Origin of the sequence: Defluviimonas sp. SAOS-178_SWC (genome assembly GCF_039830135.1) — a bacterium.
Taxonomy (GTDB): domain Bacteria; phylum Pseudomonadota; class Alphaproteobacteria; order Rhodobacterales; family Rhodobacteraceae; genus Albidovulum.
Genome location: NZ_CP156081.1, coordinates 1,167,155 through 1,186,761 on the forward strand (window position 1 = coordinate 1,167,155; position 19,607 = coordinate 1,186,761).

Annotated in this window: 18 protein-coding genes and 1 tRNA gene; 11 read left to right on the forward strand and 8 right to left on the reverse strand. The window is 66.7% G+C overall.

Going from position 1 to position 19,607, the window contains the following annotated elements:
* Positions 1–3 precede the first annotated feature (3 nt).
* From V5734_RS06525 to V5734_RS06540, 4 genes are all read right to left on the reverse strand, one after another.
* Complete coding sequence (locus tag V5734_RS06525) at positions 4–1,284, reverse strand: TRAP transporter large permease (protein ID WP_347312698.1); 1,281 nt, start codon at positions 1,282–1,284, stop codon at positions 4–6.
* Positions 1,284–1,823 (reverse strand): TRAP transporter small permease, encoded by a 540-nt coding sequence (locus V5734_RS06530; RefSeq protein ID WP_347312699.1) that lies wholly within the window; start codon positions 1,821–1,823, stop codon positions 1,284–1,286. Before V5734_RS06530 ends, V5734_RS06525 begins: the two co-directional genes overlap by 1 nt.
* 63 nt (positions 1,824–1,886) lie before the next feature.
* Positions 1,887–2,990 carry a C4-dicarboxylate TRAP transporter substrate-binding protein gene (locus tag V5734_RS06535; RefSeq protein ID WP_347312700.1) on the reverse strand — a complete coding sequence of 368 codons (1,104 nt, stop codon included), beginning with the start codon at positions 2,988–2,990 and terminating at the stop codon, positions 1,887–1,889.
* A gap of 57 nt (positions 2,991–3,047) precedes the next feature.
* Complete coding sequence (locus V5734_RS06540) at positions 3,048–3,524, reverse strand: MarR family winged helix-turn-helix transcriptional regulator (RefSeq protein WP_347312701.1); 477 nt, start codon at positions 3,522–3,524, stop codon at positions 3,048–3,050.
* A 556-nt stretch (positions 3,525–4,080) separates the two neighbouring features.
* Here V5734_RS06540 and V5734_RS06545 point away from each other — a divergent pair.
* A tRNA-Gly gene (locus V5734_RS06545) sits at positions 4,081–4,154 on the forward strand.
* Between the two features lie 231 nt (positions 4,155–4,385).
* Here V5734_RS06545 and V5734_RS06550 read toward each other — a convergent pair.
* Positions 4,386–4,805, reverse strand: coding sequence for a DMT family transporter (locus tag V5734_RS06550; RefSeq protein ID WP_347313585.1), 420 nt, complete (start codon positions 4,803–4,805; stop codon positions 4,386–4,388).
* A gap of 12 nt (positions 4,806–4,817) precedes the next feature.
* Positions 4,818–5,276 carry a DMT family transporter gene (locus V5734_RS06555; protein WP_347312702.1) on the reverse strand — a complete coding sequence of 153 codons (459 nt, stop codon included), beginning with the start codon at positions 5,274–5,276 and terminating at the stop codon, positions 4,818–4,820.
* Positions 5,277–5,464: 188 nt separating this feature from the next.
* Here V5734_RS06555 and V5734_RS06560 point away from each other — a divergent pair, with 188 nt between their 5' ends.
* The 6 genes from V5734_RS06560 (at position 5,465) to V5734_RS06585 (ending at position 11,822) form a co-directional block, all read left to right on the forward strand.
* Positions 5,465–6,532, forward strand: a complete 1,068-nt coding sequence (locus V5734_RS06560) for a Hint domain-containing protein (RefSeq protein WP_347312703.1) — start codon at positions 5,465–5,467, stop codon at positions 6,530–6,532.
* A gap of 257 nt (positions 6,533–6,789) precedes the next feature.
* Positions 6,790–7,410, forward strand: a complete 621-nt coding sequence (gene rpsD / locus V5734_RS06565; RefSeq protein WP_347312704.1) for a 30S ribosomal protein S4 — start codon at positions 6,790–6,792, stop codon at positions 7,408–7,410.
* Positions 7,411–7,588: 178 nt separating this feature from the next.
* Complete coding sequence (locus V5734_RS06570) at positions 7,589–8,878, forward strand: glycosyltransferase 87 family protein (protein WP_347312705.1); 1,290 nt, start codon at positions 7,589–7,591, stop codon at positions 8,876–8,878.
* 72 nt (positions 8,879–8,950) lie between these two features.
* A complete protein-coding gene (gene hisC, locus V5734_RS06575; protein ID WP_347312706.1) occupies positions 8,951–10,036 on the forward strand; it encodes a histidinol-phosphate transaminase in 1,086 nt (361 codons plus the stop codon).
* On the forward strand, positions 10,033–10,956 hold the full coding sequence (locus V5734_RS06580) for a prephenate/arogenate dehydrogenase family protein (RefSeq protein ID WP_347312707.1): 924 nt from the start codon (positions 10,033–10,035) through the stop codon (positions 10,954–10,956). Before hisC ends, V5734_RS06580 begins: the two co-directional genes overlap by 4 nt.
* Positions 10,953–11,822 (forward strand): extensin-like domain-containing protein, encoded by an 870-nt coding sequence (locus tag V5734_RS06585; protein ID WP_347312708.1) that lies wholly within the window; start codon positions 10,953–10,955, stop codon positions 11,820–11,822. Before V5734_RS06580 ends, V5734_RS06585 begins: the two co-directional genes overlap by 4 nt.
* A gap of 18 nt (positions 11,823–11,840) precedes the next feature.
* Here V5734_RS06585 and V5734_RS06590 read toward each other — a convergent pair whose 3' ends face one another.
* Positions 11,841–12,824, reverse strand: coding sequence for a DUF2125 domain-containing protein (locus V5734_RS06590; protein WP_347312709.1), 984 nt, complete (start codon positions 12,822–12,824; stop codon positions 11,841–11,843).
* A gap of 70 nt (positions 12,825–12,894) precedes the next feature.
* Between V5734_RS06590 and V5734_RS06595 the strand changes: the two genes are divergently transcribed.
* The 4 genes from V5734_RS06595 (at position 12,895) to V5734_RS06610 (ending at position 17,004) form a co-directional block, all read left to right on the forward strand.
* Positions 12,895–13,437, forward strand: a complete 543-nt coding sequence (locus tag V5734_RS06595) for a gamma-glutamylcyclotransferase (RefSeq protein WP_347312710.1) — start codon at positions 12,895–12,897, stop codon at positions 13,435–13,437.
* A gap of 55 nt (positions 13,438–13,492) precedes the next feature.
* Entirely contained in the window at positions 13,493–14,692 is a 1,200-nt protein-coding gene (locus tag V5734_RS06600; RefSeq protein WP_347312711.1) for a biopolymer transporter ExbB, read from the forward strand.
* A 1-nt stretch (position 14,693) separates the two neighbouring features.
* On the forward strand, positions 14,694–16,520 hold the full coding sequence (locus V5734_RS06605) for a peptidoglycan -binding protein (RefSeq protein WP_347312712.1): 1,827 nt from the start codon (positions 14,694–14,696) through the stop codon (positions 16,518–16,520).
* A gap of 97 nt (positions 16,521–16,617) precedes the next feature.
* Positions 16,618–17,004, forward strand: a complete 387-nt coding sequence (locus V5734_RS06610; protein ID WP_347312713.1) for a RidA family protein — start codon at positions 16,618–16,620, stop codon at positions 17,002–17,004.
* Between the two features lie 46 nt (positions 17,005–17,050).
* Here the strand turns inward: V5734_RS06610 and clpA are convergent, their stop codons facing one another.
* Positions 17,051–19,369, reverse strand: a complete 2,319-nt coding sequence (gene clpA / locus V5734_RS06615) for an ATP-dependent Clp protease ATP-binding subunit ClpA (RefSeq protein WP_347312714.1) — start codon at positions 19,367–19,369, stop codon at positions 17,051–17,053.
* Between the last annotated feature and the right edge of the window lie 238 nt (positions 19,370–19,607).

Consider the following 19,607-nt stretch of genomic DNA (forward strand, 5'->3'; position numbering starts at 1 on the left):
TTTCTACATGAAGCCGCGGATGGCCAGCATCGCCGCGACCAGCGCCAGATCGGCCAGGATGAACGGCACGATGCCGGCGAAGACCTGTTCGAGCCGCACGTAGTCGCGCGCGACCGAATGGATGACGAAGACGTTGAGCCCGACCGGCGGGGTGATCATCCCGATCTCCAGAAGCTTGGCGACGAGAAGGCCGAACCACAGCTTGTCGACGCCATGCTGCGCCAGGATCGGCAGGAAAAGCGGCAGTGTCAGCAGGAGCGCCCCGATCGGTTCGAGGAACATGCCGAGGATCAGGTAGATCACCACGATCGCGACGAGCAGCGCGAAGGTGCCGAGGCCCAGCCCCTCGACCAGCAGACCCATCTGGTTCGACAGGCCCGACATCGCGACAAGGCGCGTGAAGAGGTTCGCACCGATCGCGATGATGAAGAGCGCGCCGCCCGACAGCAAGGTGTCGACAAGGCTTTCGCGGAACCCCTCCCAGGTCAGGGAGCGGCGCAACACGCCGATCAGGATTGCCGCGAAGCTTCCGAAGGCACCTGCCTCGGTGGCGGTGAAGAAGCCCGAGAAGAGCCCGCCGAATACCGCCCCGATCAGCAGCAGGACCGGCCAGATCTCGGCCGTCTTCTGCCAGCGGTCGCCCATCGTGTAGGGTTCGGCGCGCGGAAGCTTGGCGGGGTCGCGCCACCAGACGACCAGGACGGCCGCGATGTAGAAGGCCAGGGAGGCGAGGCCGACGAAGAGGCCGCCAAGGAAGAGCTGGTTGATCGAGGTCTCGGCCTGGATGCCGAACAGGATCAGGATGATCGAGGGCGGGATCAGCGCGCCGATGGTGCCGCCCGCCGCGACCGCGCCCGTGGCGATGGACAGGTTGTACCCCTGGCGCGCCATTTCCGGCACCGCGATCCGCCCGATCGCGGCAGAGCAGGCGACCGAGGAACCGGACACGGCGGCAAAACCCGACGCACCGGCGAGCGAGGCGATGGCGAGACCGCCGGGCAGCCAGCCCCACCAGACCCGGGCGGCCTCGAAAAGGCCGCGCGTCAGCCCGGAGTGATAGGCGATGTATCCCATCAGCAGGAACATCGGGATCGAGGACAGTGTCCAGCTCGCCGACGTGGTGTAGGGGATCGTCGACAGCATGGACAGGGCGGGGCGCAGGCCCGCGACAGACCAGATCCCGACGAAGGACACAGCGATCAGGCTGGCGGCGATCGGCACGCGCAGCGCGATCAGCGCCAGCAGGGCCAGAAGGGCCAGGACGCCGATGGTGACCGGCTCCATCAGTCATTCTCCTTGAGGGCTTCGACCTGCTCGATGATGTCGTGTTCGCGGTCGTCGAAGCGCCCGGCGAGCACTTCCAGGATGCGGATCGCGATGACGATCAGTGCGAGTCCGAACGAGAGCGGCAGGATCCAGTAGCTTGGCCAGGTCAGGAAGCGGATCGTCCCGGCCTCGACATAGGCGCCGCGCTGCATCTGACGCAGGGCCTCGGCAGCGGAACCTTCCAGCAGAACGGCCAGAACCGCGCCGAAGATCACGAAGCCGAGCAGTTCCACAAACTTCAGGGGAGTGCCGGTGAGGTTCTGGGTAAAGATCGTCGCTTCGATGTGGCGGCGTTTCAATTCGGTCAGGGCCAACGGGAACACGCTGACCGCGACCATGTAGTATTTGCTGACAAGGTCAGAGGTGGCGGGAAAGCCGGCGCCGAGGAAGGCGCGCATGAAGACATCGACGACGACCTGAAGCATCATCAGGATCAGCACCACGCCACCCAGAACCATACTGATCCGCGCTATGGCAGTTTCGATCGGCTTTAGCATCCGACCCTCCCGGCAATGGTTGCGAAAGCGGCGCGCGCCGGAATGCGGCGCGCGCCGGCGGCGTCACTGGCCGTAGCCGGCGTAATCCATCTTGGACCAGATCTCCTGGTCGCGCAGGGCGGCGATTTCGTCTGCGGTCATCTCGGGCTTGATCAGCCCTTCCCACTTGTCGATCAGCGCCTTGTAGCGGTCGATCTTGGCCTGGGCATCCGAGACGCCACGCTCTTCGAGGATCGCGGCCGCGCCGGCCAGGCGGTCGGCGTTGAACTGGTCGCGCGCGTCGATCATGGCCTGATCCGGCGCGATGAACTCGACTAGCTTCTTGTCCTTGACCTCCCGGATCTGGGCTTCGAAGCCGGCGATACCGGCCACCAGTCCGAATTGCGAGGCGGCCGCCAGCGCGTGCCGATCGGCGTCGTCCATGCGGTCCCACAAAATCTTGCTGGCGGTGGCGACTGCCGCACCGTTGAAGACGCCTTCGTTCAGTTCGGTGACGTAGCCGACGACATCGCCCAACCGGTTGGCAATCACTTCGTGGGGCGAGCTGAACGTGGCGTCGATCACGCCCTGGCTGAGGCTTTCGAACAACTCGCTGGACGGCATCTGAACCGCGACACCGCCCATCGCCTCGATATAGGCCGCATAGAAGGGAGAGCCGCTGCGGACCTTCAGGCCCTTCATGTCGTCCAGCGATTTGACCGGCTTGGTGGACAGAAGCTGATAAAGCGGCGTCGTGTCGGAACCGAGATAGACCTGACCGTTGCGGGCGAACTCCGCCTGGCAAGGTTCACAGGTGGCGACGTATTCGGTCACCGCGGCCGAGATGACCTGGCCGCTGGACCCCAGCATGGACAATTCGGCCACAAGCGCCGAGTCTGGATATTCAGCGATGAAATACGGCATCAGCAAAGGGCCGAATTCGGTGACGCCGTCGCGCAGGCCGGTCGACATCTCGTTCGGTGCGACAAGGCCCGACGGCGTGTCCTGCCCGGTCCAGCGGCCATCGGTCAGCTCTTCGAGCTTCTTGAAGATCGTCGGATAAACATCCTTCGCGATGGCGTGGTTCGGTCCGAAGGCGCTGGTGGCACGGATCGTGTCGGCCGAGGCCGACGCGGCAAGTGCGGAAATTGAGCATGCGAGCAAAGTCGCGGCAAAGCGCGTTTTCATGAAGCTCCTCCCTGAGCAATGCGCCCCGGCCACCTCGGCCGGCGCGGATCTGGTCGTCTAGCTGGCCAGCCGATCCCTGACCTTTTCGAGGACGGACATCAGGCGGGCCCGGTCGTCCTCATTCAGGCGGTCGACGATTTCGGCTTCGACGCGGCTGACCCTTTCGGCGGCCCGGTCGCGGAGATGGCGGCCGCGCAGCGTCGCCGTCAGCGCATAGCGCCGTCGGTCGGTCGGAACCTTGTTGCGGTTGATGAGGTCGCGTTCCTCCAGTTCGTCAATGACGATCACCAGGTTGGAGCGCTCCATTTGCAAGGCGGTCGCGAGTTCGGATTGGGCGATTCCCGGATTGTCGACGATGATCGACAGGCAGGAGAAGCTCACGACCCGCAGCGAGTCCTCGGCCAGCGCGGCTTGCGCATGCGGCTGGATCTGCATGTAGGCCCGCTTCAACTGGTAGCCGATCAAGGATCCGAGCACGGTATCCTTGATTTCGCCGTTGCTCCGATCCTCTGCGCCATCATCCTGATTCGACATCTGCTCCTCCTTGCGGAAATAGGTACTCTTAATAATTGATATTTTCAATAACTATTATTGCATGGTGCAGATGGCGATGTCGGCGCGGCTTGGCCTGCCGACCTGCGGCCCTTAAACGTCCGCACTTCAAGCGTGTTCCGAGCGGGGCAATGACCAAGAAACGGAATTCGCTTCGCGACGACCTCGACCGAGCGCCGCACGTCTTCTGCCACAAGCTCCGCCACGGGGCCGCGGCCGCGCATCGACGGAACGTAGATTACGACCCGCGGCGACTCTCGGGCAGGGCGTCGAAAAGAGCCTGGATCGCTGCCTTGTCGGTGGCGTCTAGCAGCAGCCTGTCTGCCCCGGTTTCGCCAGCCACGGCCTTCATCTTCTCTCCGCTACGTGCAGCGAGCGTCAGCCTGTGATCGCGGGACAGTTCTCGGGCGAGGGACGCCGACAGCCCGTTTCCGGCTCCGACGGTGGCGGCGCATGCTTTATCCGTGAGTTCCTCCCAGATTGCCTTGGGGGCCCACTTGACCTCGCAGGTTACATCTCTTACCTCATAGCGCGCCGAGCGGGCGTTGTGTAATGGTAAGACCCCTGCCTTCCAAGCAGGAGACGCGGGTTCGATTCCCGCCGCCCGCTCCAGAACTCTCCTGACAGACAGAGTTGTCATAAGCCTTCGATGGTTGACGATTTCGGCGCGTTTTCCGGGCCTCGACCATGCGTTCGGTCATGGCGTCTCTTGACCCTCGTCATGCAGTGATCCTTTGCGGCACGTGCCGCGGGCCGCGTCCATTTCATCGTCTCATCCATTCCTCGGGGGAACCCGACTGCGCGCCACTCAGCGTGGTCCGACGCAAGCCAAATTCAAGTCCCTCATCCCCGCCGGCGGGTCTGTGCGAGGCCCATGCCTGCGAGGATCAGCGCCACGCCCGCGGTTTTGAAGACAAGTCCGTCGGCATGCCCGAGGAAGAGGTCGAGGGCGACGCCCGAGACCATCTGACCGGCGATGACCAGCATTGCCGTCGCCACCGCGCCGATCCGGGCGACGAGGTAGCTGCCCGAGGCCACGAAGATCACTCCGAGCGTACCGCCCGCCCAGGCGGTCGGCGGCGCGTCGGGCACGCCGTCGGGCATCAGCCGGCCAAAGATCAGCGCTACCGCCGAAAGGGCCACGAAACCCACGACATGGTTCCAGAGCGACGACACCATCGCCGACGTCGAGAGTGCGAGCCGGCCATTGACCGAGCGGCTGACCGAGACCAGGACGCCGGCGAGAAAGGCGAGGGCGATCATCCAGGCCAAGGGTCAGCCTCCCCGCCCGAAGATGATCAGGCCGCTGCCCGCGAGGATCAGCGCGAGCGCAGCAAGGTCGCGTGGCGCGATGCGGCGGCGGGCAAGGCCGAAATACCCGAAACGGTCAGCCATCAGCCCGAAGGCGATCTGGCCGGCAAGCCCGAGCGCGAGCGTGCCCGACAGCGCAAGCGCCGAATTGACCGTGGTCGACGTCAGCATCACGGTCGCCGCCCCCGAGAGCCCGCCGAGATAGGACCAGAGGGGCGCCGTCATGCGGGGGCCCGTTCCTCTCAGCCGGGGCACCAGCGCGAGGAAGACGAGGGCCGCGATCATGCCCGTCCCATGCGCCGCCCACGATGCGAAGAGCGCGGTTCCGTTCGCGGCGAACTGCCCGTTGAAGAGCACCATCAGCGTCAGGAGGCCACCGGTCGCGAAGGCGGCGAAGAGGTCGGCGGGGCGGTGGCTCTGCATCGTGGCTCCTGTCGGGCGGGCCGACAGGGGTGCAGAAATCTTCGCCCTATGCAAGGGGCGGGCGGAGAGAGTCCATTGTGCAACAGCGCGGATCCGGCTTTCGGTGCGCGGAGATCGCGGCTTTCGCCGATTTCGGTCCGCGTGCTATTTTACCCATAAGAAGGACCGGAACGGCCCAGAACGACAAAGTGGGTGGATCGACAGGCATGGTGACCGGCTATCGCGGCACGTTCGTGATCTCTGCGGCGCAGATGGAGTTGGATGGCATCCGCTCGGCGCCGGTTTTGGCGATCGAGATCGGTGCGCAATGGCGCTGGTGGGGCGACCCGGTGCGGGTGGACGGCCCGGCGGAGCTTCTGTTGCTCGACGGGGCCGAAGGTGCCGCCGAACTGCATCGCCGCGCGGCGCCGGTCGCGCGACGGCTTCTCGGACGCGGTCCGTCCGGTGCCGATCGGACTTTGTCTGCCGATGACGATATGCGCGTTGCGCAAAGCTTCGTGGTCACCGACGGACATGCGACCTACACGATCACCGTGCTTGATCCGTCGGCGGAGCCGGCGCTTCTCATGGTCGCGGGCGCATTGCCGCCGAGGGACACCGACCTTTACGTCACCGGGCACAGTGTCGACCCGCCGCTCGGGGCGGGGGACGATGGCGGCATGATCTGTTTCACGCCGGGCACCCGGATCGCGACGCCGGACGGTCCGCGTTTGGTCGAGGCGATCCGTCCCGGCGATCCCATTCTGACTCGTGATGACGGCGCGGTGGAGGTGCTCTGGACCAGCGCGCGGCGGATGAGCGGCGCGCGGCTCTACGCGATGCCCCGTCTCCGTCCCGTCCGCATCCGCGCGGGTGGCATCGGTGATGGACGGCCGGAGGATGACCTCATCGTGTCGCCCGATCACCGCCTCCTGGTCACGGGCGCGCGGGCTCAAGCGCTCTTCAATGAAACCGAGGTTCTGGCCGCAGCGCGCGATCTCATCGACGACCGGATGGTTGTGACGGAAACCCATTTGCGGGAAGTGACCTACATCCACCTTCTGACCGAACGCCACCAGATCGTCTGGGCCAACGGCGTGGAGACGGAAAGCTTCCACCCCGCCAATGCCGATCTCGACCTGATCGACCCTGACCAGCGCGCGGCGCTTCTGGGCGTGGTTCCGGGGCTTGACGCGGACCCGTTCCGATACGGCGCCTATGCGAGGCGGAATCTCACCGCGTCCGAGGCTGCGATCCTTCGGTACGTGGCGGCCTGAGGCGCGAGCGGGTTTGCGGTTGCATTCGGGCGGCGAACGCGGTCTGCCCCCAGACGGATATTTCCGGCCCCGAAGTGGGGCGCAGGCGTTGACTCTGCCGATCGCGGCGCTATAAGCCGCCCGTCCCGGGACGAAAGCGCCCGGGTCATTCATTTGGTGTTGGTGGACCCCGCAAGGGGAAACCTGTCGCCCGAAAGGGAAAGGACAACGCCCTTCATAGCCGCCTTCGGGGCGGCGTCCTTAGAAGGAGATCAGCGGTGACCAAACGCACCTCTGCCAAGTACAAAATCGACCGCCGCATGGGCGAGAACATCTGGGGCCGTCCGAAATCGCCGGTGAACCGCCGCGAATACGGGCCGGGCCAGCACGGCCAGCGCCGCAAGACCAAGCTGTCCGACTTCGGCACCCAGCTTCGCGCCAAGCAGAAGCTGAAGGGCTATTACGGCGACCTGACCGAAAAGCAGTTCCGCCGCATCTATGGCGAGGCCGAGCGCGTCAAGGGCGATACCGGTGAAAACCTGATCGGCCTCTTGGAGCGCCGTCTCGACGCCGTCGTCTACCGCGCCAAGTTCGTGCCGACGATCTTTGCCGCCCGCCAGTTCGTGAACCACGGCCACGTGACCGTGAACGGCCAGCGCGTCAACATCGGCTCCTACCGCGTCAAGGAAGGCGACGTCGTCGCCGTCCGCGACAAGTCGCGCCAGCTGGCCATCGTGCTTGAGGCCGTCGGCCTCGCCGAGCGGGACGTGCCGGACTATATCGAGGCGGACCATTCCAAGATGACCGCGACCTTCGTGCGCACGCCGGCGCTGGGCGACGTGCCCTACGCGGTGCAGATGGAACCGCACCTCGTCGTCGAATTCTACGCGAAGAACTGATCTGATCCGGCCAAGTCGCCGGTTCGACGGAACGGGCCGCTGCGGGAAACCGCGGCGGCTTTTTCAATTTCCGGGCGACAAAGCCACAAAATCGCCCCATCTGTCTTCATAGTCGGGTCAAATCCCCGGCGGGCGCCGGTGCGTGGATATGTAAGTGGTTGAGCGAGGACTAACGGACATGACGACCCAGACGGCCCTCGAGCCCGCTCCAGCCGCCGCGCCGCTTGCCCGCCGCCTCGCCGCCGTGGCGCTCATCTGGATTGCGGTCGTGGCCATCGCGTTCCTCCGGCAATTCGCGGACCTGCGGGCCGACGACATCGGATATGATTTCCGCTATTTCTGGCTTGCGGGGCAGATGTGGGCCGACGGCGTCTCGCCCTACGGCGAGGCGTTCCATGAAACCGGCCTCAGGCACGTCCCCGAGGGGCATGTCCCGGTCATCTGGCCCTATCCGCCGAACTTCTGGTGGTTCTCCGTCTGGCTCGGCTTCTTCGAGATGCAGGCCGCCTGGGAGATCTGGCTGTCGCTCAAGGTCGCGATCGTACCGCTTGTCAGCGCGACCCTCGCGCTGTCGCTGCGCGCCGACCGGATGCCCGCGAGGTTCGCCGCGTCGATGCCGCTGGCGCGGCTGGGCTTCTTCACTGGCCACCTCGTGCTGATGGCGGGCCTCGGAACGCTGCACTTCGACCTCATCGGCGGGCAGATCACCTCGGTCATCCTCCTCGGAGGCGCGCTCCTGCTGGCCGGGATCGCGCGCGACCGCCCCGTCGTGGCGGTCATCGGCCTGGCGATCCTCTTCGTGAAGCCGCAGATCGGTCTGCCGATCGGGCTTGGCCTGATGCTGGCGGGGCGGGAGACGTTCCGGGTCGTCTTCCATGCCGGGCTCCTGTCGCTGGTCCTGATCGTGCCGCCGATGCTGATCGAGCCGGCGGCGGTCCTGCACTGGCTTCACCAGGTCGGCGCCTATGATGGCGCCGCCTTCGCCAATACCGCGCCGAAGATGTCGGGCGTCCGCCATGCGGTCTGGCAGGTGACCGGCGGCGACATCGGCAACCTTGCCGCGATGGCGATCACGATAGCGGTCGCGGCGGGGGTGGCGCTCGCCTGCCGGCGCGGCGCGCGGCGTGCGGGCCGGCCGGTCTGCCACGCCGCCGCCGACCTCGTGCTGGTCGAGACGGTGGTCGTCCTCGCCCTCGCGCCCTTGCACCTTTACGACTTCCTCTTCGTCGGGCTGGCGCTGATGGCGCTGCCGCGGCTCCACGGGCCCTGGCTCGTGGCCGGGCTGACCGGCGTCGCGCTCAACCTGCGGCCCGACGATATCCCGCGCATCCTCAGCGACGACGGCAATTTCGGCCTTTTCCCCGGTACGCCCTTCGCGACGGTCGGGATGATGATCCTCCTCGTCGCGCTCGCCGCCCCGCGGCGGGAGGCGCGCATCGCGGTGGCCGCCCGGCCGGACCGCGCCTGATCGCGGCGCAATCCCTACTGGCGTCGGTGGCTCTGCGCGGCTATGAAGCGCGAAGTTGCCGGAGTTGCTGCCATGACCGACCCGATCCGCCCCCAGAAGGGGATCATGGATATCGCCCTCTATCAGGGCGGGTCATCTCATGTCGCCGGGATCAGCGACGCGGTGAAGCTCTCGTCGAACGAAAACCCGTTCGGGCCGTCGCAGAAGGCGAAGGAGGCCTTCCAGCGCGCCGTTCACAAGCTGCACCGCTACCCCTCGACGGACCACGCCTCGCTGCGGCAGGCGATCGGCGAGGTTCACGGGCTCGACCCCGCGCGGATCATCTGCGGAGTCGGCTCGGACGAGATCATCCACTTCCTCTGTCAGGCCTATGCCGGGCCAAGGGACGAGGTCGTCTTCACCGAGCACGGATTCCTCATGTACCGTATCTCGGCGATGGCGGCTGGCGCGACACCGGTCGCAGTCCGCGAGCGCGACCGCACGACCGATGTCGACGCGATCCTTGCCGCCTGCACCCGGCACACCAAGCTCGTCTTCATTGCCAATCCGAACAACCCGACCGGCACGATGATCGGATTGCCGGAGATCGAGCGTCTGGCCGCCGGCCTGCCGAAACAGGCGATCCTCGTCCTCGACGGCGCCTATGCGGAGTATGTCGAGGGCTACGACGGAGGCGCGGCGCTGGCGACCGAGGGGCGGAACGTGGTGATCACCCGGACGTTCTCGAAGATCTACGGTCTCGGCGGGCTCCGGATCGGCTGGGGTTACGGGCCGCAGTCGATCATCGACGTCCTGAACCGCATTCGCGGGCCGTTCAACCTGTCGAACGCGCAGCTCGACGTGGCGGAGGCGGCGGTGCGCGATCAGGATTACGTTGCCCGCTGCCGCGAGGACAACGCCCGGATGCGCGCCTGGCTGGCAGAGGCGCTGGCCGAAAAGGGCGTGCCGTCGGACACGTCGACCGCGAACTTCATCCTCGCCCGCTTCGCCGACGAGGCGGAGGCCGCCGCCTGCGACGAATATCTGCAAAGCCAGGGGCTGATCGTCCGGCGCGTAAGCTCCTACGGGTTGCCCAACTGCTTGCGCATCACGATCGGAGACGAGGCGTCGTGCCGACGGGTCGCCCATGCGATCGGCAAGTTCAAGGGGGGCAAATGACGGCGCCGATATACGACCGCGTGGCCCTGATCGGGCTCGGCCTCATCGCCTCGTCGATGGGCCATGCGATGAAGAAATGGGGCCTTGCCGGTTCCATCGCGGGCCACGCGAAGACAGGGGCGACGCGGGAGGCGGCACTGGAGCTTGGCTTCTGCGACGAGGTGTTCGCGACGGCGGCCGAGGCCGTGAAGGGCGCCGACCTCGTCGTGCTCGCCGTTCCGGTCGGCGCGATGGGCGCGGTCGCGGCCGAGATCGGCCCGCAGCTGAAGCCCGGCGCGACCGTCACCGATGTCGGCTCGGTCAAGCAGGCGGTGGTCGAGGCGGTCGCCCCGCACATCCCCGAAGGCGTCAATTTCGTCCCCGGACATCCTCTCGCCGGGACCGAACATTCCGGGCCAAGATCCGGATTTCCGACGCTCTTTCAGAACCGCTGGTGCCTTCTTATCCCCGGCGATGCGCGGCCCGACGCGGTGGCGCGGCTCCGCGCCGTCTGGGAAGGCATGGGCGCCAATGTCGAGGAAATGGATGCGGCACACCACGACCTCGTTCTGGCGGTGACGAGCCACACGCCGCACCTTATCGCCTACACGATGGTCGGGGTCGCCGATCACCTCCGCCGCGTGACCGAGAGCGAGGTCATCAAGTATTCCGCCGCGGGCTTTCGCGACTTCACCCGCATCGCGGCCTCGGATCCGACCATGTGGCGCGACGTGTTCCTGACCAACAAGGACGCGACGCTCGATATTCTCGGTCGCTTCACAGAGGAGCTCTTTGCGCTCCAGCGTGCGATCCGGATGGGCGACGGGGACCAGCTTTTCGACTATTTCACCCGCACGCGCGCCATCCGGCGCAGCATCATCGAAGCCGGCCAGGACACCGACGCTCCCGATTTTGGCCGCGCCAAGGTGGCGGGACAGTGAGGGCGCAGGCGATTTCGGCGCTCGCCCTCTGGGCCACGCTCGTCTCGGCCGCCAGCGCGGCGCCGATGGCGGAATCGCTCCGGCCCACGGCCCGGCCCCATGCGCAAGCGGCAGACGTTGTCGAGGCGGCGCTGGTCGTGACCCGGCGCGGCTTGCGTCCTAAGGCACGGCCCGAGATAGCGCCCGAGGTCGCCCGCGCATTCCACGAACCGCTTCTCTTCGCGCCGTCGGCCTTCGCGCCCCTGGCGTCGCTCCGGCCGGAAGACCGGCCATCGGCACGCCCGGCACAGGTCGAAAAGGTCGTCTTCCGCACCCAGCCGGTGCCCGAGGCGACGATCGGCAAGAAAGGCGCCATCTGCGGCGATCCGGCGATCGTGGGAAAGCCAATCCCGCCGATCGCGGCGCAGCTGAAGGGGTGCGGTCTCGAAAATGGCGTCAGCGTGATCTCGGTCGCGGGCGTCGCGCTGACCCAACCGGCATCCATCGACTGTCCCACGGCGAAAGCGCTCAAGACCTGGGTCGAGACCGGCGTGAAACCCGTGATCGGGCGGAAGGGCGGCGGATTGGCGGCACTTCAGGTCGCGGCGAGCTATTCCTGCCGGGGGCGCAACAACCAGAAGGGCGCGAAGGTCAGCGAGCATGGGCGCGGCCGCGCGGTGGACATCTCGGCGCTCCTTCTTGCCGACGGCACTGCGGTCACCGTGTTGAAGGGCTGGGGCTCGAAAAGCTACGGCACGCCTCTCGCCTCGGTCCGCAAGGCGGCCTGCGGCCCCTTCAACACCGTGCTCGGGCCCGGGTCGGACCGGTTCCACGCGGACCACTTCCACCTCGACACCGCGCGCGGGCGCGGGGCGTATTGCCGCTGACACCTCCTTTGACGGCGATCAGTACCGCGGCGCGGGCCCCAACGGCACCGGCCCAAGGCTCATCCGACCGCCACGGAACACCAGCGGCATCGACAGCCTTTCGGCATTGCCGCTGAGGAGCGCGAGGCTTTCCAGCGCCCGCTCCACGGTCGGTGCCGTCTCTGTGCGGACCAGGCCGAGCGCCGTCACCAGTTTCAGCGCCGCGCGCCAGTTCTCCACGCTCAGATCCAGCCGGCCCTCCGGCTCGCCGCCTGCGCTGATCGTCAGCACACCCCTGCCGGCAAGCCGCACCGGCCCCCATTCGAGGGCCAGAGAGCGGATGTCGGCGGCGCGGATCCGCATCGGCTCGGTCGCGGCGAAGCGGTCAAGCGGCCGGTCAAGCTCGATCCGCGCATCGAGATAGGCCCGCTCGCCCCGGTCCGGCAGTGCGCCGCCGGTGGTGATCAGATCCGCCGGAAGGCCCGAAAGGGTGAGGCCGGTCAATTCCACCCCGACCTCCTGAGTCAGGGGATCGGAGCCTTCGCGGATCGCGGCCCGCGCCTCTTCGGCGGCGAAGCCCCAGCCGAAATCGGACCGGAGATCAAGCCGCCGTCCGACCGCCTGCGCATGGTCGAGTGGCAACGAAGGGTCGAGGCCGAAGACGGCGCTGGCGTTCAGTTCTTCCGACGTGACCGCGACCGTCTCGCGGCCAAGACGGAGGGTCTGTTGGGCAGGAAGGGTGGCGATGACGTGGTGTGGCTTGTAGGAGAGCGCGTGAACGTGAAGCTCGGGCGCGGACCAGGCGACGGCACCGTCAACGCTGGTCAGCTCCGGTTCGGTCAGCGTCACGTCGAAGCGCGAGGGGAAGCCTGCCAGGCTGATCGTGCCGTAATCCGCGAGACCCGCCGCCCGCATCTCGGCCAGCGTCGCCTCCGCCCCCGCCATGAGCGCGCGGGAGCCGACGACCCAGTAGCCTCCGTAGATCGCCGCAAATGCCGCCACGAGCCAAAGAACGATGCGCATCAAAGGGGCCTTTCCTCACTCGCCACGATGCTGTTTATAGACCGGGGATGGCGGAAACCAGCAGGCGGACATGAATTCTTTGTGGGTCTTCGGCTATGGCTCGCTGATGTGGGAGCCGGGCTTCGACTGGCAGGAGCGGGCTCTGGCGCGGCTTTCCGGCTGGCACCGGTCGTTCTGCATGCGCTCGATCCACCACCGCGGGACCGAGGCGAAGCCGGGCCTCGTCCTTGCGCTCGACGCGGCCGAGGGGGCCGCCTGCGACGGGGTGGCCTTTGCCGTCGCGGCCGAGAATGCGGACCGCACGCTCGGCTATCTGCGGGAGCGCGAGCTGATCTCCTCGGCCTATCTGGAAAAGACCCTTCCGGTCTCGCTCGCTGATGGGCGGCGGGTGGAGGCGGTGACCTATGTCATCGACCCCGACCACGTTCAGTATTGCGGCGGCCTCGGGCTGGAGGAACAGGCCCGCATCATCGCCACCGCCGTCGGGGGGCGGGGCCCGAACACCGAATATCTCTGGAACACGGCGTCCCATCTGGGCGAGCTTGGCCTTGCCGATCCCGACCTCGACTGGCTTTCCGCCCGGGTCCGCGACCTGTCCCTTAACCGCTTGTGAGACCGCGCCGCCCCGCCTATTGTCCGGGGTAACCAGAACAGGGGTGTCGATCCTGATGGACAAACCCATGCGCGAGGCCGAGCCGTTTTTCTCCCAGCCGGTGCGGCAGGTTGCGATGATGCTCCTCGTCTCGGCCCTGGTCGGGGCGGGCGCTTATGTCGCTTACGGACCAATCTTTTCGATCTTCATCGCCAATCCCTGGCTGAACGGGCTGATCCTCGCGGTCTTCGTCCTCGGCGTGCTGACCTGCTTCTGGCAGGTCGCGCAGCTCATGCGCTCGGTAAGCTGGATCGAGGGCTTCGCCGCCCACCGTCCGGGGCATGAGATCACCATCGCGCCCCGGCTTCTCGCGCCTCTGGCGGCGCTCCTGCGCTCGCGCGGGCCACGGGCCGGGCAGATCTCGAACTCCTCGGCCCGGTCGATCCTCGAATCCGTCGCCACACGCATCGACGAGGCGCGGGACATCACCCGCTACCTCGCGAGCCTTTTGATCTTCCTCGGCCTGCTCGGCACCTTCTACGGCCTCGCCATCACCGTTCCGGCGGTCGTCGACACCATCCGCGCGCTCGCCCCGCAGGAGGGCGAGAGCGGCACCCAGGTTTTCGACAAGCTGATGAGCGGGCTCGAGGCGCAGCTTGGCGGGATGGGCACGGCGTTTTCCTCCTCGCTGCTCGGCCTTGCCGGGTCGCTCGTGGTCGGGCTTCTGGAGCTTTTCGCCGGCCACGGCCAGAACCGCTTCTACCGCGAGCTTGAGGAATGGCTCACCTCCTTCACCCGCCTCTCCTTCGCGAGCGGCGAGGGCGAGGGCGCCTTCGATCAGGAGGCGGTGGCGGGGGTTCTCGACCACATGGCCGGGCAGGTCGAGACCTTGCAGGCAATCCTCGAGCGCACCGATGCCGGGCGCGCGGCGGTGAACGCGCGGCTCGAAGGCGTGGTTGCGGCGGTCGAGGGGTTGACGCGGCGGCTTGAGGCCGAGACGGGGTCGAACGCGCAGCTTGCCCGCATCGCCGAGGGGCAGGACCGGATGGTCGCTTTGATGGAGAAGGCCGGCCAGGACATTCGCGTCGATGGCGTCGATGGCGGCGATGCCGAAAGCCGGATGCGGCTGCGTTCCATCGACGTGCAGCTTCTCAAGCTCCTCGAAGAGGTGGCGGCGGGGCGGCAGGAAAGCATGGCCGACCTGCGCGGCGACCTCGGCGAGCTGACCCGCGCGGTGCGCGCGCTCGCCCGCGCCGACGCCGCCCGGAGGGGCTGAGATGGCGCTGTCGCAGGGGAGGGGAGGGCAACGCTTCTCGGCCAATATCTGGCCCGGCTTCGTCGACGCGATGACGGCGCTTCTGATGGTGCTGATGTTCGTGCTGACGATCTTCATGATCGTCCAGTTCACGCTCCGCGAGACCATCAACACCCAGGACGACGAGCTTGCGGCGCTGGCCGATCAGGTCGCCGGGCTTGCCGACGCGCTCGGGCTCGAACGCGGGCGGACGGCGGACCTGAACGCGGAGGTCGCCGGGCTGTCGGCCAATCTCACCGACGCCAAAGCCGCCGCCGACCGCCAGTCGGCCCTGATCGCGACGCTGACCTCGCAGATCGAAGGCCAGACCGCCAAGCTGTCGGAGGCGGAGGCAAAGATCACATCGTTCGAGGCGCAGGTCGCCTCGCTTCTGTCCGAACGCGACGCGGCGCGCGGTGAGGCTGACGCCCTTGGCGCCGAACGCGATCAACTTCTGACGGCGCAGGAGGCGCTGAACCTCGCCGTGGCCAAGGCGCGCGAGGAGATCGACGCGCAGGCCGAGGCCGCCCGACTTGCCGCCGCGCGGCGCGCGGCGCTGGAGGCTTTGACTGCCGACCTGCGGGCGCGGGCCGAAAAGGACGCGGCTGCTTTGGCCGAGACCCAGGGCACGCTCGACGACAAGGCGAAGGCGCTGAGCGACGCCGAGGCGGCTCGGCTCGCCGAAGCCGCCGCGGCCGAGGCGCTCCGGACTCGGCTCAAGGGTGCCGAGGACGAGTTGACCGCGATGACGCTTGCCCTGGAAGACGAGCGCAAGAAGGCCGAGGACACGCTGACACTTCTGGCCGCCGCCGAGGCCGCGCGCAAGGATCTCGACGGCAAGCTCGCGGCTGCCCTTCTGGCGCAGAATGCGAGCGCCGAGGAACTCGCCGCCGCCCGCGCCGCCGCCGAGGCGACAAGAACCGCCAGCGCCTCCGACCGGCAGGCGATCGAGACCGAACTTGCCGCAGCGCTCGCCGCCAAGCTGTCCGCCGAACAGACCGCCGAGACCACGCTGAGCGAGGCCGAGCGTCAGAAGGCGCTCCTCGCCGCCGCCAATGCCCGGCTCGCCGAGGAAAGGGCCGCCTCTGCCGAAGCGGCGCGGAAGGTGGCGCTTCTCAACCAGCAGATCACCGCACTCCGCAGCCAGCTTGGCTCGCTCCAGAACCTCCTCGACGCCTCCGCCGCCAAGGATGCCGATTCCCGCGTGCAGATCGAAGCCCTGGGCAGCCAGCTCAATTCCGCCCTTGCCCGCGTCGCCGCCGAGGAAAAGCGCCGGGCGGCCTTGGAAGAGGCCGAGCGGATCCGGCTCGAGGAGGAGGCGAAGGCGCTGAAGGCCGAAACCAGGGAACTGTCGCGCTACCGCTCGGAATTCTTCGGCAAGCTCTCCGAAGTTCTCGCGGGCCGAGAAGGCGTGCGGGTCGTCGGCGACCGCTTCGTCTTTTCCTCCGAAGTGCTCTTCGAGCCCGGCGCGGCGGATCTTGCCCCCGAAGGCCGCAGCCAGATCGCCGGGGTCGTCGCCACGTTGCAGGAGGTCGCGGCGGCCATCCCGCCGGAGATCGACTGGATCATCCGCGTCGACGGCCATACCGACAACGTGCCGCTGTCGGGCTTCGGCCAGTTCCACGACAACTGGGAACTGAGCCAGGCCCGCGCGCTTTCGGTCGTGCGCTACATGCAGAACAGCCTCGGCTTCCCGCCCGAACGGCTGGCCGCGGCCGGCTTCGGCGAATACCGTCCGGTGGCGGAGGGCGACACGCCCGAAGCCCGGGCGCAGAACCGGAGGATCGAACTGAAGCTGACCGAACGCTGAGCGGTGGCGGCACGAAGGCTTTGTGGTACCTTGCCCGCCATCCGTCATCGGCGGCGCGGGGCTGTTCGATGCCACCGGATCGAGCGGAGCGATGCCGATGTCCAAAAGGTTTGTCGTGGCGGCGGACGGAGTGCCGCCATCTCCATCGCCGATCAGCAATGCCGTTGTGGTCGGCAATCAGTGCTGGATCAGCGGGCAGTTGTCCGTCGGACCCGACGGCAAGTATGCGCCAGGGACCGCGCGGGAAGAAGCCGAACGCGCGTTCGCGCATGTCTTCCGTATTGCCGAGGCGGCGGGGTTTGACAGGACCGATATCGTCTACGTCGATCTCGCGTTCATTGATCTGGCCGACGTGGGCGAAGTGAACGCACTGTATGGGACGCTTTTTCCGGAAGGCCGACGACCAGCCCGCACCATCTACCAGGCGGCGGCGCTTCCCTTTGGTGGCCGAATAAAGGTTCAGGCGGTGGCCGCACGGGAATGAAAAAGGGCGGCAGGTGCCGCCCTTTTCATATATTCCGCCTTCGGTTTCAGTCCGCCGTCAGAAGCGGTGGCTTCGAGCCGGTGATGCGGCGCGCGGTCGGTTCCTCGACCTCGAGCGCGATGGCATCGTCGCGGACCAGAACCCGCACCACGCCGCCCTTGGTGAGCTTGCCGAAGAGCAGCTCCTCCGCCAGCGGCTTCTTGATGTGTTCCTGGATCACCCGGCCGAGCGGGCGGGCGCCCATCCGGTCGTCGTAGCCCTTCTCGGCCAGCCAGTTCGCGGCTTCCGGCGTCAGCTCGATATGGACATGGCGGTCCATGAGCTGGGCTTCGAGTTGCAGCACGAACTTGTCCACGACCTGCAGGATCACCTCTCGCGAGAGCGGCGCGAACGAGATCACGGCGTCGAGACGGTTGCGGAATTCCGGCGTGAACATCCGCTCGATCGCGGCGGTGTCCTCGCCCTCGCGCCGGTCGCGGCCGAAGCCGATGGCGGCCTTGGCCATGTCGGCGGCGCCGGCATTCGAGGTCATGATAAGGATCACGTTGCGGAAATCGACCTGACGGCCGTTGTGGTCGGTCAGCTTGCCGTGGTCCATCACCTGCAACAGGATGTTGTAGACATCCGGATGCGCCTTCTCGATCTCGTCCAGGAGCAGCACGCAATGCGGGTGCTGATCGACGCCGTCTGTCAGCATCCCGCCCTGGTCGAAGCCGACATAGCCCGGAGGCGCACCGATCAGGCGGGAAACGGCGTGCTTCTCCATGTATTCCGACATGTCGAAGCGCAGCAGTTCCACCCCGAGGCTGTCGGCGAGTTGCTTGGCGACCTCGGTCTTGCCGACGCCGGTCGGCCCCGCGAAGAGGTAGTTGCCGATGGGCTTTTCCGGCTCGCGCAGGCCGGCGCGGGCCAGCTTGATCGCCGAGGACAGCGCCTCGATCGCCTTGTCCTGGCCGAAGACGACGCGCTTGAGGGTCTTTTCGAGATCCTTCAGCACCTCGGCATCGTCCTTGGAGACGTTCTTCGGCGGGATGCGGGCGATCTTGGCCACCACGGCCTCGATTTCCTTCGGGCCGATGGTCTTGCGGCGCTTCGATTCCGACACGAGATGCTGGGCGGCGCCGGCCTCGTCGATGACGTCGATTGCCTTGTCGGGCAGCTTGCGGTCATGGATGTAGCGCGCCGACAGTTCCACGGCCGCCTTGATCGCGTCCTGCGTGTAGCGCAGGTCGTGATGCTTTTCGAAATAGGGCTTGAGGCCCATCAGGATCTTGATCGTGTCGTCGACCGTCGGCTCGTTCACGTCGATCTTCTGGAACCGGCGGCTGAGGGCGCGGTCCTTCTCGAAATGCTGACGGAACTCCTTGTAGGTCGTCGAGCCCATGCAGCGCAGCTTGCCGCCCTGAAGCGCGGGCTTCAAAAGGTTCGAGGCGTCCATCGCGCCGCCCGACGTCGCGCCGGCGCCGATCACGGTATGGATTTCGTCGATGAACAGGATCGCGTCGGCGTGATCTTCCAGTTCCTTCACGACCGCCTTCAACCGCTCCTCGAAATCGCCGCGATAGCGGGTACCGGCGAGAAGCGCGCCCATGTCGAGCGAATAGATCGTCGATTTCGAGAGGATCTCGGGCGTCTCGCCGCGGATGATCTTCAGCGCCAGACCCTCGGCGATGGCGGTCTTGCCGACTCCCGGATCGCCGACCAGAAGCGGGTTGTTCTTGCGGCGCCGGCAGAGGACCTGGATGCAGCGCTCGATCTCGGCCTCGCGGCCGATCAGCGGATCGACATCGCCCTTCTTCGATTTCTCGTTGAGGTCGACGCAATATTTGGCAAGCGCGGATTCCTTGGCCTCGCCCGGCGTTTCGGCCACGTGCTCCTCATGCTCCTGCGCGCCGCTGACGGGACGCGTTTCGCCGAAGGAGGGATCCTTGGCGACGCCGTGGGCGATGAAGTTGACCGCGTCGTAGCGGGTCATGTCCTGTTCCTGAAGGAAATAGGCGGCGTTCGACTCGCGCTCGGCGAAGATCGCGACGAGGACATTGGCACCCGTCACCTCGGTCCGGCCCGAGGACTGGACGTGGATGGCCGCGCGCTGGATCACCCGCTGGAAGGCCGCCGTCGGCACCGCTTCGGAGCCGTCGACATCGGTGACGAGCGTCGAGAGATCATCGTCGATGAACTCCACCAGCGTCTTGCGCAATTCCTCGATATCGACGGAGCAGGCGCGCATTACCTTGGCCGCATCCGGTTCGTCCACGAGTGCGAGCAGGAGATGTTCCAGCGTCGCGAGTTCGTGCCGGCGCGCATTGGCGAGCGCCAGCGCGGCGTGGATTGCCTGTTCGAGCGTGTTCGAAAATGACGGCACCTTCGTGCTCCTTTCCTTCTGGCAGGTCGGGCCTCAGCCTTCGTCCTACCTTCGCCTCATACTCTTAAACTTCGGTGGAATTCGGGCAGCTTCAAGTGTTTTCTCGCCGATTTTGTTCTTTGCGAGAGAAGCAGCGCAAAATGTGATCGGATTACGCCCAATAATAACCAAATTGTCGGAAAACGACCGCATCTCGTGAACGGCCCATGAAGGCGACCGCAGCTTGGGGCGCGTGGAG

What these genes read in the sequence shown, in the direction of transcription:
- V5734_RS06525 (WP_347312698.1), bottom strand. Translation starts at nt 1,284, where the DNA reads ATGGAGCCGGTCACCATCGGCGTCCTGGCCCTTCTGGCCCTGCTGGCG.
- V5734_RS06580 (WP_347312707.1), top strand. Translation starts at nt 10,033, where the DNA reads ATGACGGCGCCGATATACGACCGCGTGGCCCTGATCGGGCTCGGCCTC.
- V5734_RS06555 (WP_347312702.1), bottom strand. Translation starts at nt 5,276, where the DNA reads ATGCAGAGCCACCGCCCCGCCGACCTCTTCGCCGCCTTCGCGACCGGT.
- hisC (WP_347312706.1), top strand. Translation starts at nt 8,951, where the DNA reads ATGACCGACCCGATCCGCCCCCAGAAGGGGATCATGGATATCGCCCTC.
- V5734_RS06610 (WP_347312713.1), top strand. Translation starts at nt 16,618, where the DNA reads ATGTCCAAAAGGTTTGTCGTGGCGGCGGACGGAGTGCCGCCATCTCCA.
- V5734_RS06530 (WP_347312699.1), bottom strand. Translation starts at nt 1,823, where the DNA reads ATGCTAAAGCCGATCGAAACTGCCATAGCGCGGATCAGTATGGTTCTG.
- V5734_RS06595 (WP_347312710.1), top strand. Translation starts at nt 12,895, where the DNA reads ATGAATTCTTTGTGGGTCTTCGGCTATGGCTCGCTGATGTGGGAGCCG.
- V5734_RS06535 (WP_347312700.1), bottom strand. Translation starts at nt 2,990, where the DNA reads ATGAAAACGCGCTTTGCCGCGACTTTGCTCGCATGCTCAATTTCCGCA.
- V5734_RS06550 (WP_347313585.1), bottom strand. Translation starts at nt 4,805, where the DNA reads ATGATCGCCCTCGCCTTTCTCGCCGGCGTCCTGGTCTCGGTCAGCCGC.
- V5734_RS06540 (WP_347312701.1), bottom strand. Translation starts at nt 3,524, where the DNA reads ATGTCGAATCAGGATGATGGCGCAGAGGATCGGAGCAACGGCGAAATC.
- V5734_RS06570 (WP_347312705.1), top strand. Translation starts at nt 7,589, where the DNA reads ATGACGACCCAGACGGCCCTCGAGCCCGCTCCAGCCGCCGCGCCGCTT.
- V5734_RS06590 (WP_347312709.1), bottom strand. Translation starts at nt 12,824, where the DNA reads ATGCGCATCGTTCTTTGGCTCGTGGCGGCATTTGCGGCGATCTACGGA.
- V5734_RS06600 (WP_347312711.1), top strand. Translation starts at nt 13,493, where the DNA reads ATGGACAAACCCATGCGCGAGGCCGAGCCGTTTTTCTCCCAGCCGGTG.
- V5734_RS06605 (WP_347312712.1), top strand. Translation starts at nt 14,694, where the DNA reads ATGGCGCTGTCGCAGGGGAGGGGAGGGCAACGCTTCTCGGCCAATATC.